Source organism: Pelatocladus sp. BLCC-F211, assembly GCF_041928655.1.
GTDB lineage: Bacteria > Cyanobacteriota > Cyanobacteriia > Cyanobacteriales > Nostocaceae > Pelatocladus.
This window is the reverse complement of sequence record NZ_JBHFLM010000184.1, coordinates 1-16,396: the sequence shown is the minus strand read 5'-3', so window position 1 is coordinate 16,396 and position 16,396 is coordinate 1. Positions and strand designations below refer to the sequence as shown.

14 protein-coding genes are annotated in these 16,396 nt (G+C 39.8%); 6 read left to right on the top strand and 8 right to left on the bottom strand.

Features of this window, described 5'->3' with window-relative positions:
• Window positions 1–97: 97 nt before the first annotated feature.
• The 5 genes from ACE1AT_RS22295 to ACE1AT_RS22275 form a co-directional block, all read right to left on the bottom strand.
• Window positions 98–730 carry a hypothetical protein gene (locus ACE1AT_RS22295; protein ID WP_374872305.1) on the bottom strand — a complete coding sequence of 211 codons (633 nt, stop codon included), beginning with the start codon at window positions 728–730 and terminating at the stop codon, window positions 98–100.
• A 552-nt stretch (window positions 731–1,282) separates the two neighbouring features.
• Window positions 1,283–2,047: an SDR family NAD(P)-dependent oxidoreductase gene (locus ACE1AT_RS22290; RefSeq protein WP_374872303.1), complete on the bottom strand. Its 765-nt coding sequence runs from the start codon at window positions 2,045–2,047 to the stop codon at window positions 1,283–1,285.
• 134 nt (window positions 2,048–2,181) lie between these two features.
• Entirely contained in the window at window positions 2,182–3,384 is a 1,203-nt protein-coding gene (locus ACE1AT_RS22285; protein ID WP_374872301.1) for a Coenzyme F420 hydrogenase/dehydrogenase, beta subunit C-terminal domain, read from the bottom strand.
• Between the two features lie 186 nt (window positions 3,385–3,570).
• The gene (locus ACE1AT_RS22280) at window positions 3,571–4,689 is read right to left on the bottom strand and encodes a WD40 repeat domain-containing protein (RefSeq protein ID WP_374872299.1); all 1,119 of its coding nucleotides are present in this window, start codon (window positions 4,687–4,689) and stop codon (window positions 3,571–3,573) included.
• Between the two features lie 255 nt (window positions 4,690–4,944).
• Window positions 4,945–5,769: a uroporphyrinogen-III synthase gene (locus ACE1AT_RS22275; protein ID WP_374872297.1), complete on the bottom strand. Its 825-nt coding sequence runs from the start codon at window positions 5,767–5,769 to the stop codon at window positions 4,945–4,947.
• Between the two features lie 263 nt (window positions 5,770–6,032).
• Here ACE1AT_RS22275 and ACE1AT_RS22270 point away from each other — a divergent pair, with 263 nt between their 5' ends.
• Together ACE1AT_RS22270 and ACE1AT_RS22265 are read left to right on the top strand one after the other, a co-directional pair.
• On the top strand, window positions 6,033–7,463 hold the full coding sequence (locus tag ACE1AT_RS22270) for a radical SAM protein (protein WP_374872295.1): 1,431 nt from the start codon (window positions 6,033–6,035) through the stop codon (window positions 7,461–7,463).
• Window positions 7,464–7,472: 9 nt separating this feature from the next.
• A complete protein-coding gene (locus ACE1AT_RS22265) occupies window positions 7,473–7,799 on the top strand; it encodes a hypothetical protein (RefSeq protein WP_374872293.1) in 327 nt (108 codons plus the stop codon).
• A 230-nt stretch (window positions 7,800–8,029) separates the two neighbouring features.
• Here the strand turns inward: ACE1AT_RS22265 and ACE1AT_RS22260 are convergent, their stop codons facing one another.
• Complete coding sequence (locus tag ACE1AT_RS22260; protein ID WP_374872291.1) at window positions 8,030–10,312, bottom strand: RelA/SpoT family protein; 2,283 nt, start codon at window positions 10,310–10,312, stop codon at window positions 8,030–8,032.
• A gap of 314 nt (window positions 10,313–10,626) precedes the next feature.
• On the opposite strand from ACE1AT_RS22260, the gene patD reads away from it, so the two are divergent.
• Window positions 10,627–10,977 (top strand): heterocyst frequency control protein PatD, encoded by a 351-nt coding sequence (gene patD / locus ACE1AT_RS22255; RefSeq protein ID WP_374872289.1) that lies wholly within the window; start codon window positions 10,627–10,629, stop codon window positions 10,975–10,977.
• 75 nt (window positions 10,978–11,052) lie between these two features.
• On the opposite strand, the gene ACE1AT_RS22250 is transcribed toward patD, so the two are convergent.
• Window positions 11,053–12,129: a DMT family transporter gene (locus ACE1AT_RS22250; protein ID WP_374872287.1), complete on the bottom strand. Its 1,077-nt coding sequence runs from the start codon at window positions 12,127–12,129 to the stop codon at window positions 11,053–11,055.
• A gap of 234 nt (window positions 12,130–12,363) precedes the next feature.
• Between ACE1AT_RS22250 and ACE1AT_RS22245 the strand changes: the two genes are divergently transcribed.
• Complete coding sequence (locus ACE1AT_RS22245) at window positions 12,364–12,861, top strand: hypothetical protein (RefSeq protein ID WP_374872285.1); 498 nt, start codon at window positions 12,364–12,366, stop codon at window positions 12,859–12,861.
• A gap of 439 nt (window positions 12,862–13,300) precedes the next feature.
• The gene (locus tag ACE1AT_RS22240; RefSeq protein ID WP_374872283.1) at window positions 13,301–14,461 is read left to right on the top strand and encodes a glycosyltransferase family 4 protein; all 1,161 of its coding nucleotides are present in this window, start codon (window positions 13,301–13,303) and stop codon (window positions 14,459–14,461) included.
• A 25-nt stretch (window positions 14,462–14,486) separates the two neighbouring features.
• Here the strand turns inward: ACE1AT_RS22240 and ACE1AT_RS22235 are convergent, their stop codons facing one another.
• Entirely contained in the window at window positions 14,487–15,269 is a 783-nt protein-coding gene (locus ACE1AT_RS22235) for an HAD family hydrolase (RefSeq protein WP_374872281.1), read from the bottom strand.
• 331 nt (window positions 15,270–15,600) lie between these two features.
• On the opposite strand from ACE1AT_RS22235, the gene infC reads away from it, so the two are divergent.
• Window positions 15,601–16,095 carry a translation initiation factor IF-3 gene (infC, locus tag ACE1AT_RS22230; RefSeq protein ID WP_374872307.1) on the top strand — a complete coding sequence of 165 codons (495 nt, stop codon included), beginning with the start codon at window positions 15,601–15,603 and terminating at the stop codon, window positions 16,093–16,095.
• Window positions 16,096–16,396: the final 301 nt, after the last annotated feature.

Here is a 16,396-nt window from a genome sequence, read left to right as displayed (position 1 = left end):
GGCTTCAACACGCCGATGATTATTCCTACTGGGATTGCTCAATTCTATCAAATTAGAGACTGCGGCTCAAGCCGCAATGTCGCTTTTCCGCCCCTGGCTAAAGCCGAGGGGCTACCAAGCTCCCGGAAACTTTACGTGTAGCAGTGTTAGCCTCTTTGATGGAAGCTGGTTGTAATTGTTCAATATTTTGTACAGGCGATCGCCCCAGTGTGAAATAATGACTCAGCCACACTAAACTACCTAAAAACACAGCAATTAACCCAATTAAAGTCCGGGTTAACAATTTCACCTGAGAACGTAAAAATTTAACTTCTCGACTCTGATTATCCAATTCTGAAACAGAACTAGCTGGAGGAAGTTTTTGTTCAATAATTACTGCTGTGTTTTGTACAAATTTATTTCTAAAAGTCACCTGTTGGTGTAGCCAATCAGTAATTAATTGCGGACAATTTTTTTTCACCCAATGCCAAGCAAATATTCTAAATGCCGGCTTGGACATCCTAGCGATAAATTTTAATACTTTTTTAACAGGGCGAGAGCGAAACTTTTTATTTATTAAGTGAAACGAACCTACGTCATAAAGACGATCAAAGATTAGCTTTACTGTAACTTCTTCTTTAGAGGTTAAATATTCAATAATCAGAAAAACTTCTTGCATAAGTTCTTCTTCTTTGCTGCTCTCTGCCAAAACTTTTGTCAAATTATTTGATATTTTTACTTGATTAGTCATAACTTTTGCTCTGGCAGAATATCTTATAATCTTTAAGTAAAACGATATTTTAATTATTAAAAAAAACCAATATATCAACAAGCATATTTAGAAAAAAATTAATATTCACATCGCCATCTATCTCATAAGTTAAGTAGAACGGCGGAAATAATTCAAGGTTTGTAGTGAGGACTTTAGTCCTCAAATAAGGACTGAAGTCCTTACTACGAACTTAATTTCCAATTTTTTACATTCCTTAACATAGTTCCATTTATTCCCACCGACTTACTTATGCGGCAATTTGGATACTGGAATAAGAAAACTGTACGCAATCAATGGAAATAAAAAAAGTTACAAAATTAACAAAAAACAGCCTGTCTGTTTTTTAAGTGATTGTACAGATTGTAAAGATAAAATCATCTTAAAGCTTATCGTTTGCAAAAATAATTATCTCTAGAGAGATTTATATAGATTGGTCAATAGTCATTTGTCATTGGTCATTTATCAGTTAACTGATAACTGACAAGTCCCCCTTGTCCCCGATCCCCGATCCCCGATCCCCAATCCCCGATCTCACCAGGGTAAACGACTACCATCCCACGAAAAGAACTGGCCGCTATCCTCAGTTTGTAGCTTTTCCATAACAGCAAGCAATTGGTTAACAGTACGTTCTACCGAAAATAGTTTTTCTGGTGGTACATTCTTTTGAAAAGGTTTAGAAATCCGGGTATCAGTTGTACCGGGGTGCAATGTTACAACTATGGTTTTTGGGCTAGTTCTGCCATACTCTATAGCGACGTTTCGCATTAACATATTCAACGCGGCTTTAGAAGCGCGATAACCATACCACCCACCGAGTTGATTATCACCAATACTTCCAACTTTAGCAGAAATACTAGCAAAAATACTGCGATCGCTATGACGAAACAACGGTAACAAATGCTTGGCAAGCAACACCCCACCAATACTGTTAACTTGAAAATAGTGCAGCAAATTTTCCGAGTTAATTTGCTTCAAACTTTTTTCTGGTTGCAGTGTTCCTTCATGGAGAACCCCAACACAATTAACAACCAAATGTAGTTTATCTATTTCCCCACGCAGGAATTGTACACCTTCAGCAATTAGCGCCTCATCTGTAATATCCATAGCCAGACAAGTTAGTCTCTCAGCATATACATCTGATAACGTGATTAATTCAGCAGCCGACTCTTTCTGACGATAAGTTGCATAAACCTTATTAATACCCTGCAATTGCAGTAATTTTTTCACAAATCCTAAACCGATACCTTGACCAGCACCTACAATCAAGGCATTACATGAGTCGGTGAGAGTAAACATAAGTTTTAGTAATAGTAGTTAGTGGTAAAGATAAACTGTCATCTTCGTGTCTTAGTGCCTTGGTGGTTCAATAATTATTTTTTAACCACTAAGACACTAAGAAAAATACATTACTACTAATTACTAACTAATATTTATGATTCGGGCAATTTGTACCGTCCCACGATGCGCTTGGCAAACTCTGGAACGTGTGCTGCTAACTTATGTGGGTGATTCCGTTTCACATAAAGATAATTGCGGGTGAAGTGGGAATCTATAGAAAAACGAGCGTATTCTAAACCTTTGGGACCGATTTTTTCAATTACTACTCCCATAAGTTTTGCTGCCCACATCGGTAGAGTCACAGCTTTATCGTAAGCTGGTATACTTTGTTGCACCGCAGCTGTGCGATCGCCTTGGGACATGACGGGCTGAGTTTCGAGTTGGTCTTTCACCAATTCCAGCATTTCTTTACCGCGTTCATTTCTGACTACGATCCATTGCCAACCGAAAGGTGCGCCCATATACCCAACTACTAAGTCAGCTAGGGAATTTACGTAGTCAAAACAACTCATACAGGAAGGCGCAAACACATCCTTGAGTTGATTTGTTTTTAAGCCAAAGAAGGGTACAGTTTCAGTTGAACCATCTTCGTGTTTAAAATGAACTCGGAAATCTTGCATAAACTCGTAATGTACGACCGTATCAGGCGATCTACTGGTGGTTTCTAAGAATTTTTGCAGTCCGGCACGAGTCACATTATCTACACATGGCGTACCCAATACGTACAATTTTTCTAGACCCAATTTCTTTTCCACCGCCCGCAAAGCTTGAATTTGGCAACCAACACCAATCACCAACAGCCGCTTCATCCCTGATTTTTCTACTTGTTCCAACACCGAGAGATTTGGTGAAAGTGTCGGTTTATTTACCCGTGCTGCTAGTATTTCTTCTGGGGTACGGGCAATTACAGGCATAGGGCCAAAGCGGTCTTCTTTGGTATTCTGCACACAGACCACGCCTTCGACCATGCCCCGATTTAGCATTTCAATGGCGATCGTACTTACAATTCCTGTCCATTGCGCGCCGGGAATCGGTTGTTGTTTCCGTGCCGCCATCATGTCTTGATGAACACCAAAATAGAGTTCATCAGAGTTGTCTAAATTACGAGAACGGCTGTGTGTCTGTGCTTCTAGTTCGTCTATTTGCTGGTTAATAAAAGCACAGGCTTCCTTGACATAGTGAACATAGTATGTATCACACAATCCACATTCACTGCATAGTTCCTTGGCGGGGCGACGGCTACCGGGTTTGAGGGCTTTAGCTTTTTTGTGTTTGGGAAAATCTACTGACGTCATTAAAATTTCGTCTTTAAAAACTCAGATCATTTATTTCACACTATCTCAGAGATTAGTACCAAACGAGTCCATAGGAACATCAAAATCAATAATGGATTGTGAAGACAGGGAACGGAAAATGGGGAAAGGTATTTTTCTTCGCTTTTCCCCTTTTCTTTTCACATGCATCGCGACTTTTGCAAAAAGCTATTCACACAGCCAAATCCTGATAGTTCCGTCAGCACTACTACTAGCAAGAATTTGCCCATCTCGGCTAAAGGCTAGAGAATAAACTTCATTTTCATGTCCAGCAAGAGTACAAATTTCCTCTTTTGTTTTGAGATCCCACAGTTTAATAGTTTTATCAGCGCTACCGCTCGCCAGAATTTTCCCATCTCGGCTAAAGGCTAGAGAATAAACTTCATCTCTATGTCCAGCGAGAGTACAAATTTCCTGTTTTGTCTTGAGATCCCACAGTTTAATAGTTTCATCGGCACTACCGCTCGCCAGAACTTGCCCATCTCGGCTAAAGGCTACCGTATAAACCAGGGATAAATGGCCTTTGAGAGTAGCAATTGCTTCTTTGGTCTTGAGACTCCACAGTTTGATAGTTTTATCGTGACTACCACTGGCTAAAATTCCCCCTAATCCTTCTTGGGAAGGGAAAAGAGGACTAATAGTTACAGAATTCACCCAATCTCCATGTTCCATGACTGGGAAATGTCCAGAGGAGGTGCGAATTGCTTTTCCTGTTGTGAGATTCCATAGTTGAACAGTTCTACCGCGATCGCCACTGGCAAGAATCTGTCCGTCTGGACTAAAGGTAACAGAATTAACACCGTAGGATTTTCCCGTGAATTGGCGAATTATTTTTCCTGTCTCTAGATCCCACAATTCGATAGTCTGACTTAGACCACAACTGGCGAGTGTTTTGCAATCAGGGCTGAAAGCAATAGACTTGAGGATACCTGTATTTCCCTTTAAGGTGCAAACTATTTGTCCTGTTTCCAGATCCCACAGTTTAATAAACGAGCTGCCGCTTGCAAGCAATTTGCTATCTGGGCTAAGGGCAATAGCTTGGGAATTACCTGCAAAAGTATGTATACACCTCAAATTTTTAGATTTTAGCAATGAGCCACTTGGAAATACGGCGCTAGTATCTGTCAGTGTTGATGCTTCCACATAATGAGGATTTTGTTGTAGAGGCGGTAATAAAGCAGAAGCATGAGAACTCCCAGCTATTTTTTCAAGTTCAAATCCCAAGCTAGAGCCAGCTGTTGTGGGTAAGGCAGAAAATACATGAGATAGATGCGAGAGTGAAGACATGGTTCTTTTCTTAAGAGATGTGGAAAAAGTACGTTTTAAAGACCAATTTCCCAGCCAAAGCAAATACTTGAGCCGGAATACCAATTATTTAAGATATTAAGAGACAATAATACTTAATTTAATCTAGTTAAGAAAAATGTAATATTTTTACATTTATCTAGTAGATTTCTGGGAAGAATCTGACTTTTGGTAACACCCTGGTAAGTATTATTCCTCCGTTTTATCCTGCTAATAGTAACAATGTCACTGGTAATATTACTTACGTGGGTGCAAAAACATGAAGTTAGCGATCGCTTCTGCAAAACCAGCAAATGAACTGTAGTTTTTGGCAACAATAGAAACATTCATACCCATATTTTTGGCATTGGCTGCGGTATAGGGGCCAAAACAAGCAATAATACTCTGCTGATAATCTGCTTTTGAGGTGATCATTTGCAAGAAACCTGAAATTTCAGCAGTACTGCTAAAAGCAATCACGTCTATTTTGCCTTGACGGATTAAATTTAACTCTACATCATATAAACTCTTGTCTAAACAACGTGTGATGTAGGTTGGTACGCGAGTTACAGCCATACCCAAATTTTTTAATCCAGCCAGAAAATTAGGAATAATATTCGGTTCTGCAATCCCAACTACCTCTGGAACAGGAACCAGTACAGTTTGCTTGTTGATATCTGGAATTTTAGCCAACTCAGCAATAATTCCTTTGGGGCTGGGTTCTTGGGGAAGCAAATCTACTTTTATACCAAAACTAGTTAATCTTTCTGCATCTTTACCAACAGCAGAAATTCGACAATTTTCCAGCGCCGAAGCTTTTATTCCCAACTGTTCTAAACGTTGAAAAAATGCATTGATGCCATTTCTGCTGGTAAAAGCAATCCAATCAAACGTATTTATTTGTGTCAGTGCAGCATCTAATGTTGTAGAATCTGCTACTACACAAGTTTCTATGGTTGGCATCAGCAGAGGTAAAGCACCTTGATCAATTAATTCTGGCAATAATCTAGCGGCGTAATTGCGGGGCGCTGTGACGAGAATACGCTTACGGTGTAGGGGTAATTGCACAGATGGAATCAGCAAATAAGTTTACCTAATGACTATATGTTGAAAATGGGATTGATTTACTGTGGGATCTGGTGATTACTGATCAGTGATCAATATAACAGCGATCAGTAACGCACCGACAGTTAAGGATTTTTAGTCATGATTTTGGGCATGTAGAGACGTTGCAGTGCAACGTCTCTACAGGGTTTAGATGTCAGTTATCATTAACGCATCGACAGTATTCTAAATGCTGCTTGCTATTGTTTATTGGTGTAAGATTAAAAACAAACTTCTGCACCATGCCTACTCGCAATTACTTATTTTATGCTTTGACAAATAGCGTTTGTTCCAAGTGTCTCGTCAAGGTAGAAGCAAAAATAATTTTCCAAGACGATCGCGTTTACTTAATTAAACACTGTCCCACCCACGGACGAGAAGAAGTTTTAATTGCTGATGATGTTGAATACTATAAAAAATCCCTGGAATTTATCAAACCAGGAGAAATGCCACTTAAGTTTAATACACCAATCAAATATGGTTGTCCTTATGATTGTGGACTATGCCCAGATCATGAACAGCATAGTTGTTTAACTTTAATAGAAGTCACAGATAAATGCAATCTTTCTTGCCCAATTTGCTATGCTGATTCCGGTGCGGAAGAATTTTCTGATATTTCTCATCAACCCAGACGCCACCGCAGTTTAGCAGAAATTGCAAGCATGATTGATGCGGTAGTGGCGAATGAGGGAGAACCGCAAATTGTGCAACTAAGTGGTGGTGAACCGACGCTTCACCCAGAGTTTTTTAAAATAATGAATCTTGCGAAAAGCAAGCCGATTAAACATTTGATGATTAATACCAATGGCGTGCGAATTGCGAAAGATAAAACTTTTTGTAGTCGCCTGAGTCAATACATGCCTGGTATAGAAGTATATCTGCAATTTGATAGCTTTGAGGCAGAAGCGCTAAAAGACTTGCGTGGTGATGATTTGCGTAGTGTCAGGGAAATGGCGATCGCTCACCTCAACGAATATAATATCTCTACTACTCTAGTTGTCACCCTCAAAAAAGGGTTGAACGACCACGAAATCGGCAAAATAATTGAGTATGCTTTGCAACAGCCTTGTGTACGCGGAGTGACATTTCAACCAATCCAAGCCGCTGGACGCTTGCAAGGCTTTGATCCCAAGCGAGACAGATATACTCTCACGGAAGTCCGCAGGTCAATTTTACAACAAAGCCCTTATTTTAAACCAGAAGATATTTTACCTGTTCCTTGCCATCCCGACTGTTTGGCAATGGCTTATGCACTCAAAGTTAATGGTAAAGTTATACCTCTAACTGGGTTAATTAATCCTGAAAAATTCGTGGAAATTATGCCCAATAGTGTACTTTACGAACAAAACCCAGAACTCAAACGCCACATTTTTGAGTTATTTTCCACTAGTCATTCACCCAGTTCTGCGGCTACATCATTAAAACAGCTTTTGTGTTGTTTGCCAATGCTGGCTGTTCCCGAAGGAATTACCTACGCCAATATTTTTCGGGTGATGATTGTCCAGTTTCTTGATCCCTATAATTTTGATGTGCGTTCTGTGAAGCGATCATGTATTCATATCGTCCATCCAGATGGAAGAATCATTCCTTTTGATACTTTTAATATGTTTTATCGCGAAGGTAGTACGGGGTATGATTTGGTTAATAATAAAACATTTAATTTTGGCAATTAAGGAAGCTGCATGTCGAGAAGAAATGAATTTTCTTATGTAATCGGCGGAATTTTTCTAGTTCTGGGAATGCATATCATCGCAACTTTGATTTTGGGCATTCTTGCTTATATAGAGTTAATGCTCGCTTCTCAATATAACATCAGATTTTTTCAGCCAATTTTTGGAATCTATTTTTTGGGGATTGGTATGACTCAACTTGTATATATAATTCCTGTGATTTATCGACTGAAAAGACAAGAAAAATTTGCCTTGATGAAGGGGGTTATTATTGGTGCGATTCTCACAGCTTTACTTAATAGTGCTTGTTGGATTTGGTTTAAAAATTTAACTTCATAAGTTGATGATTTAATGGGAATTTTTGAAAGAACTAGATCCTCGATTTCTTAGAGGATGCAGTAGAGAGGTAGCAATGCTACGTCTCTACATTTGGTGGAATAACGAAAAATTGTTTGAAATTTAAACCACACAGGTGCATAAAATGCAGAAGAAAGAAGATTTGATTTGATCAATCTGTTAACTGATAACTGTTAACTGATAACTGTGAACGCACCCTGATCAATGATTAATTATTCGTCAATTTGACCAATGCGACGGATATTAAGAATATCACTCATTTTCTTAATTTGAGTAAATATCTGTTCTAATTGAGGGCGATCGCAAATTTCGATCCCCAAATCAATCAACGCTGGTTGACCAAATGATGTTTTGACATTTGCATGGCGGACGTTGATTCCTTGGTCGCTCAACCGTGACAAAATATCTTTTAAGACTCCGACTCGGTCTAGCGCTTCAATTTGCAAGTTCACTGCGTAAGTTACGGGACGGCCAGTGTGTTCTAAGGCTTGGTTCCAACTCACTGGTACTAAGCGATCGCACTCTGCTTTTTCCAAGTTGTGACAGCCTTGGCGGTGGATAGAAATTCCTCTACCCCGTGTCACTACACCGATAATTGCTTCACCGGGAATGGGGGTACAACACCCAGCTAAGTGATACAATAATCCCTCGACGCCGACGATAGGGGAATCACTAGCGCGGGAGGTTGTGATCAGAGTCGCCTCTCGTAATAAGGCGGCTGCCTTGGCTGTGGTGGGTAGGTTTGTGGTATGATCTGGCTCACTAGCAACCGGCTGCTGTGCTTTAATAATTTCTCGCCAACGGTTAAGTACTAAGTTGAGTGTGATTTCCCCATAACCTAAACCTGCGAGTAAGTCTTCTGTGGAATGGTAATTACATTTTTCTGCTACCGCTTGCATTGGTTCGGACTTCAACAGATTATCAAAACCTGTTCTCCCAAGTTCTTTTTCTAATAATTCTCGACCACGAGCAACATTTTCTTCCCGGCGCGATCGCTTGTACCATTGTTTAATCCGGTTTTTGGCTGCACTCGTCCGAACAAAGTTCAACCAATCTAAACTAGGATGACCGTTTTTTTGAGTAATAATTTCGACGATATCACCATTTTGTAAGCGCGTCGAAAGTGGCACCATTCTACCATTTACCCGCACTCCTGTACAGCGATTTCCGACTTCTGTGTGGATGCGATAGGCAAAATCTACTGTTGTAGAACCTGGTTTTAAAGCTATTAAATCTCCTTTGGGAGTAAATACATAAATATCTTCTTCAAATAGATTATCTTTGATGCTTTCTAAATATTCTTGAGCATCTTTTAAATCACTTTGCCATTCTAATAACTGCCGCAACCAGGTAAATTTTTCATCCGATGCAGTTAGACTAGCGTTAGAACCACCAGTTTCTTTATATTTCCAGTGAGCAGCAATACCATACTCTGCTACACGGTGCATTTCTAATGTGCGAATTTGCACTTCTAAAGGTCGTCCCCAAGGGCCTATAACGCCAGTATGCAATGATTGGTAACGGTTGGGCTTGGGTAATCCAATATAATCTTTAAATCTACCAGGAATTGGACGGAAAACATCGTGAACTACTGCTAAAGCACGATAACATTCGTCATTTGTCTGGACAATAATTCGCAGTGCTGCTAAATCGTAAATTTCGTTAAATTCTTTATTTTGCCGTTGCATCTTTTGATAGATACTATAAAGATGCTTGGGACGTCCACTGATATCAAGACAGCGAATTCCTGCTTCTGCAAGTCGCGATCGCAATGTTTCGGAAATGTTTGTTAATCTCTCTTCTCGCAATGTGCGTTTTTCCGAAACCAGCTGTTGAATTTGTCGAAAAGCTTCCGGTTCCAAATACTTAAATGTTAAATCTTCTAATTCCCATTTAAAACGCCAAATCCCCAAGCGATTTGCTAGGGGAGCAAAAATTTCTCGCGTTTCTGTAGCGGTGCGACGGCGCTTTTCTTCTGGCATATATTCTAATGTTCGCATGTTATGTAAGCGATCTGCCAATTTCACTACAATCACGCGGATATCTTGCGCCATCGCCAAAAACATCCGCCGAAAATTTTCGGCTTGACTTTCAGTTTTGCTTTTGAAATTAATTTTAGAAAGCTTGGTGACGCCTTCAACTAAGCATCTAACTTCTGAGCCAAAACGCTGTTCTATATCTTCAATTGTAACATCTGTATCTTCCACTACATCATGGAGAAATCCAGCTGCTATCATAGCTGCACTACCACCTAAATCACGCAGCATTCCAGCTACAGCAATCGGATGACAGATATATGGTTCTCCTGATTTGCGGTACTGACCGTGATGCAGCTGATAAGCAAACTCAAAGGCTCGACAAATCAAACTTGTATCATAATATTTTCGGTCTTCTTCCGTTGCGGCACTGTCTGTCGGCGGTGTACGTAAACAAGTTTCTAGCCATTCTGGAAGAGTTACATCAATAGGGTGGTTGACAATTGTGCTGCTGATCATAAAATATAGCGGGGCTGGAGATAATTCGGTGGTTTAAAGGGAGGAGTGAACACAGTTAACGAAAATGTCATCGAAAAACTATATTGCTGCTGACACGGCGAACGAAAAAGCGATCCCAGGATAATTGCTCAAACAAACAGCTTGTTGCAAATCATCCTGTATTAGGTGTCAAGCATAATAGTCATTAGAGTCTAATGATGCCAAATCAGACTCCAAATTTAATATTTTGGAGTCCATAACCTTAACAAAAGGTTAGAGAAGAATATTGTATAGGAAAAATTACTTGACATTAATAGTATCTCAATTAGCACTGAATGTCCGTTAATAAAGAGAGATATCACACCTTCGTAGTACTATTAGAGCAACTCCGCTCACAAACAGCAACTCACCAAACTGATGTCCAGCAACTGCGACAGCATCTTTTGTCTTTACAACTATTTTTTCAGCAGGAGATTTTACCTTTAGCAGAGGAAAAAACGCGGGAACTATCCTATAGGACAGAGATGAGTAAGCAACTGCGACTATTGGAAATTGACATCATGTTTTTTCAAGGTGCGCGACAAGCTGCTACTGCTGCTGATCGACTCAAAACGATTAGCGATCGCCTCACAATTATCATCGAATACTGTCAAGCCGTTCTGCAATCAGAAGCACCAGAAAAGTGATATGGTCAATTTTTATTGGGCATTGGGCATGAATCAGTTATCAGTTATCAGTTATCAGTTATCAAATTAAACTGGTCACTGTAGCCTGCGGCAAGCCGCTGACGCGTCTACACTGTTAACTGTTAACTGATTAGTTGTCCTCCTTGTCCCCGCGTCCTCTTGTTCCCCTTGTCCCTGATCCCCAATCCCCTCCACACCAGCTAAAACGTCGCGTTGATTAATCAGGTAAATACTAACTAAAGTCAAACCCACTCCTATCCACTGTAAAGGACTGAGGATTTCTTGCAGCCATAAATTGCCGAATAATAGAGCAAATATAGGCGTGAGAAAAGTTAGAGAACTCAGACTAGTAAGATTACCGCTAGACGCAAAATAGAAAAACAATGCATAGGCGATCGCACTGCCAAATACCGTAGCATACCCTAAAGCTGCCCAGTCTGATGGTACGAGATTCTGCCATTGTTGGGATTCTGCAACCGATGAAATCCCCCATAACGGTAAACCACCTATAACCATATGCCATCCTGTAGCAGTGACGGGATCAGCATGACGGCTGACAAAACGGATCATTACCGTACCCACCGCCATACTCAACGCTGCTAACAGCATTAACCATTCGCCACTAGCAAACAGAGAATTTAGAAATGGGAGAGTCGGAGAAAGCAGAATTTCGGGAGTTTTGTGAGACAAAAGACCTAAAATCAACTCATCAGGTAAGCCAATTAAACTGATCCCCGTCACACCTAATAAAAGTCCTAACCATCCCCACAAACCAATTCTTTCCTGAAATAGCCACGAAGACATCAAAGCAACTGCTAATGGTTGTGAGTCGATCATCACTGATCCCAACCCAGCACCAGTTCTGACTAATCCCTCAGCCAAAAAGCCTTGAAATAAAGCCCCGTCTACCAAGGCGAATAAACCAATCCACAGCCAAGCAGTCCAGCTTTTAGGTTGGGGTCTCCCCATGAAAGCTGCTGCAATTAAAATCAGTACCCCTGCTGGGACTATCCGCACCCCCGCCATAAACAGTGGTGTTGTGTGGGAAATTACTCCTTTCATCGCCACCATCGCCGTTCCCCATAAAAAGAAGGGTGCGATTAACAGTAGGGGAGTTAAGGAAAGCCGAGATGCACTGAATTTCAGCTGCATGAGATTGCTGACGCCTTTGTTTTACAACTGCATAAATTGCTTTACTTAATTTTACCTAATTATGTCTTTTTGTGAAGGAAAGAATACCTAGTTTGTAATTTAAGTTTGTAGTAAGGGCTTTAGTCCTCAGAATCAAGGACTAAAGTCCTCACTACAAACAAAACATGAGAATTGTGTGTGACACCTGCATAAGTCTTATGCTTATACTTAAAGAATTACTTAAGTGCAAAAAGAATGAATAATCCTACTAAAAATATTTCACCTGCACTCTTTTGTTTAACATTAATTTGCTTTTTTTTACCTTTTATTACTCTTTCTTGTCGTCAAGAACCACTAGTCACTTTAAATGGAGTTGAAGTAGCAACTGGCAAAGAAATTCAATCACCAAGCATTTTTGGAGAACCAGCAAAAAAAGAAAAAATTCCTGGTGAACCTTTAGCTGCACTGGCTTTTCTTTCTGGAGCTATTGGTTTAGGTACTAGCTTTCTCAAAGCTAAAAAAAGTGCTGTTATTCCAGCAGGGTGTGGAGCCGCAGGCTTTATTTTATTATTAATCGTTAAATCTAAAATTGATAATGAAATTCTCAAACAAGGACAAGGTTTAATTCTTGTGAATTACAGCTTTGGATTTTGGTTAGCCTTTTTCCTTTTCATTTGTGCCACTTTGATCAATATTTACATCGTTGTTCAAGAACAAGATGAAAATAAGCTGAATTCCACAGATGTTAATTGATCTATAGTAGTCCAAATGTAATCCTGAAAAAACACGTAGATTGGACATCAAATCTAAAAGTTAAATTCTATTCAGCCCTGGCGATTGTAAATCGCGGCTATACAAACCAAACCCGCCTGCGCGGGTTCTTTTATTAATGGTACTTTAGAAGACTTTAGCTACTAGCCTTAAAATTCATTCTGAAGCGGTTGTGGAAACTGCGATCGCAACATATTTATCAGAAAAATTACTTATTTTTGTCAAAAAAATATAAAGCTAAGATTAAGTATAGACTCAAAAAAATATTCAATTCCGTAAAGTCAACATTCGGTTTCCGGTAACGCATTTGTTAGGATTTTAAAGCATCCTATTCATGTATATCCAAATTAATATTTAGTTGGATTTACTTGATTTTAACCTGATATTTTTTAGATTTGAATCATCACGAGTTTGACTACAAATGCTAACTTCGCCAATCAAAGAAAACTTAGACTTTAACAAATCAATCAATACACCGATTAATCATGTATTCGTGTTTTTGGAAATTTTTTCCTGTGAAGGTGGAATCCAATCTTATGTGAAAGATATTTTTCAAGCTTATTTGAAATTAGCTAAACCAATACATGCAGATATATTTATATTACGCGATGCCCCTGATTGCACGAATCCTTTTATATCTGAACGCTGCCAATTTCATTATTTTAAAACTACATCTCCCCAACTTGGACGAGTGAAAATGGCGATCGCATTATTCACTCATCTGATCCGCAAACGACCCCAGCGTGTTTTTTGTGGTCATATCAAGCTGTCGCCTTTGGTGGGGATGTTATGCCAATTGCTGGGAATTCCTTATACTGTGATCACCTATGGTAAAGAGGTTTGGGAACCATTACCAAAGTCCATGCAATCGAGTTTGCAAAAAGCAGCCCAAGTTTGGACAATTAGCCGCTACACTCGTGAGGTTGCCTGTATAACCAATCATCTTAATCGCGATCGCATCAAAATTTTACCTTGTGCTGTGGATGGCGATTGCCTGACTCCTGGAGACAAACCAGTTAATTTAATTGAACGCTATAGTTTACAAAGAGCTAAAGTATTAATGACTGTAGCGCGGTTGTGGTCTGGTGATATTTACAAGGGCGTGGATATCACAATTCGAGCCTTACCACAAATAGCTCAAGTTTTCCCAGAAGTGAAATATTTAGTTATAGGTCGTGGTGATGATCAACCCCGTCTTGCCAAGCTAGCACAAGATTTGAGAGTTAGCGATCGCGTTGTGTTTGCTGGCTTTGTACCCACAGAAGAACTAGTGGAACACTACCGCCTAGCTGATGCCTATATTATGCCTTCTCAAGAAGGGTTTGGGATTGTCTATTTAGAAGCAATGGCTTGTGGTGTACCCGTACTATCTGGTGATGCTGATGGTTCCGCCGAGCCACTACAAGATGGTAAACTCGGATGGCGAGTCCCACACCGCGATCCTGATGCTGTAGCTGCGGCTTGTATAGAAATCCTCAAAGGCGAAGATCAACGATGTAACGGTGAGTGGTTGCGAGAAATGGCGATCGCAAATTTTGGAATCGAAGCCTTTCACAAGCGGTTACAACAGGAATTATCTTAATTTGTTTGTAGTTAACTACAAACAACTAAACCCATTCCGAAAAATCTTGCCCAAATTGAGACAATGATAATAACTGAATACGTGGATCATTTTGGGCTGTAGTTTTTTCTAAAGGAGTATTGTAACCCCAGTCTGCTAGGAAGAGTTTTACATCTTTCAGGTCTGTTTGTTGATCTACTAACTGTAATGTTTTTAATCGATCTTCCACAAACCAGACTGTTTCTTGCGGAACTTTGTGTAATTGAATTAATTCTCGTAAAATTTCATATTTGGGACGCTTCACTTCTTTACCGAAAATATCTTCTGAACCTAAATCTACCCCTTCTTGCTGTAATAATTGCTGGACAAAACGTCCCTCTTTTGTAGAGATAATATATAGTTTCCTGGTGCTGGCAATTGTCGATTTGAGTTTGTCAATTACACCTGGATAAAATCGATGCAAACTCAACCAATCTTCTAAATCATCAGCAATCCATTCATCGCGTAATTTATCTAATTTGGTGCTAATTTCTTTAGCATTGAGATTGTTTTGAAGCAAAATTTTCTGGTTAATATTATGCCAATCTTGGAGAATTTCTACTTCTGCAATTCCCTCTAACAAAGCTTTGACTAAAACAGGCATTTCCCAACCTGTTTCAATTACGGGTCTGAGTCGGTAAAATTGAGAAGCCAAACCATCTGGTGGTGTTTCGTTTGCAGGGAACCAAACTTGGCAATAAGTACGCCACGCTACCTCAAAATATTCAATTAGTCCGTCGCAAATTACACCATCAAAGTCTAAGGCGAGAATTGAGGGAATATTTGCCATTGTTTTTTTCGATTAAAGCTACTGTTGTCGGCTTAACGTCATCATCATGGTGCTGAACCATGTACTGTGTCAAGTTTAGTGTGACAGACAGTTTTTCACTGTTCAGGATTTTACTTTTTCCTTTCCCATCAATCGATTTTGGATTTTAGATTTTGGATTGACCCACAGATAAATCTGCTTGCTCTGTACCCTGCTCGGAATAATTGATCAATTGAAAATTGATAGAGTACTGGCTATGCCAATTTTTGATGATACACTAGCTTGCTCATACTTAACGTTGTGTTACCTTAGTATTACTAGTAAAACTAAACTCTTGAAAAATTGAGAGGAAATCATTATCGTAGTCCAAAAGCAACTAATTAACTCCCAAATCAAGTCACCTCAAGTCTTATTGATTGACCACGAAAATAACAATCGTGGTCTGATAGACACCCGTGAAGCTCTAGAGCTAGCCCAGAGTGTGGATCTTGACCTGGTTGTAGTCTCCCAAGACAAAGATACTCCAGTGGCGAAGATTCTCAACTATGGTAAGCTTCAGTATCAAAAGAAAAAACGTCAGACTCAGAGTGCTAGACCCACGGTCAAGGAAGTACGATTCCGTCCAAATGTGGGTGCGGCTGACTACAATCTACGTATTAACCAAGCGGCTCAGTGGTTAAGTAAAGGCGATTCAGTAAAGTTTGCCATTCGTTTACGAGGCCGAGAACATCAATATCGTGATCAAGCTGGAAAATTACTAGACCGCATTGTCGATGATCTCACTTCAGTGGGAAAAGTCCAGTCGCTTGATAAACGCTCACTGATTCTTCAAGTCATTCCTGGTTAAATTAATCTTTTACCAATCTCTTAGTAAAGATCCCTCAATGAAGAAATTGAACTAAATGAGGGTTTAATAAATTGAACGGGCGAGAACCCATTGCACCAATCAAAATTTGTTCTGGTGAAATTGGGTTCTCGCCCGTTATATCATGTTCGCTCTTATTACTTAGGGCTTGCTGAAAAAGAAAGAAAAGGTGACAGTCTCTAGATTATCAGACGCTAGAAGTATATTCATGTGCAAGAGAAGAAGGTAAAATAGCTGAAAATCCTTGCATCACAGGGGTCAGCCCTAACACGGTGTATCATAA

Coding starts and splice junctions, on each gene's coding strand:
- ACE1AT_RS22295 (WP_374872305.1), bottom strand. CDS start 730: ATGACTAATCAAGTAAAAATATCAAATAATTTGACAAAAGTTTTGGCA.
- ACE1AT_RS22290 (WP_374872303.1), bottom strand. CDS start 2,047: ATGTTTACTCTCACCGACTCATGTAATGCCTTGATTGTAGGTGCTGGT.
- ACE1AT_RS22285 (WP_374872301.1), bottom strand. CDS start 3,384: ATGACGTCAGTAGATTTTCCCAAACACAAAAAAGCTAAAGCCCTCAAA.
- ACE1AT_RS22280 (WP_374872299.1), bottom strand. CDS start 4,689: ATGTCTTCACTCTCGCATCTATCTCATGTATTTTCTGCCTTACCCACA.
- ACE1AT_RS22270 (WP_374872295.1), top strand. CDS start 6,033: ATGCCTACTCGCAATTACTTATTTTATGCTTTGACAAATAGCGTTTGT.
- ACE1AT_RS22265 (WP_374872293.1), top strand. CDS start 7,473: ATGTCGAGAAGAAATGAATTTTCTTATGTAATCGGCGGAATTTTTCTA.
- ACE1AT_RS22260 (WP_374872291.1), bottom strand. CDS start 10,312: ATGATCAGCAGCACAATTGTCAACCACCCTATTGATGTAACTCTTCCA.
- patD (WP_374872289.1), top strand. CDS start 10,627: ATGTCCGTTAATAAAGAGAGATATCACACCTTCGTAGTACTATTAGAG.
- ACE1AT_RS22250 (WP_374872287.1), bottom strand. CDS start 12,129: ATGCAGCTGAAATTCAGTGCATCTCGGCTTTCCTTAACTCCCCTACTG.
- ACE1AT_RS22245 (WP_374872285.1), top strand. CDS start 12,364: ATGAATAATCCTACTAAAAATATTTCACCTGCACTCTTTTGTTTAACA.
- ACE1AT_RS22240 (WP_374872283.1), top strand. CDS start 13,301: ATGCTAACTTCGCCAATCAAAGAAAACTTAGACTTTAACAAATCAATC.
- ACE1AT_RS22235 (WP_374872281.1), bottom strand. CDS start 15,269: ATGGCAAATATTCCCTCAATTCTCGCCTTAGACTTTGATGGTGTAATT.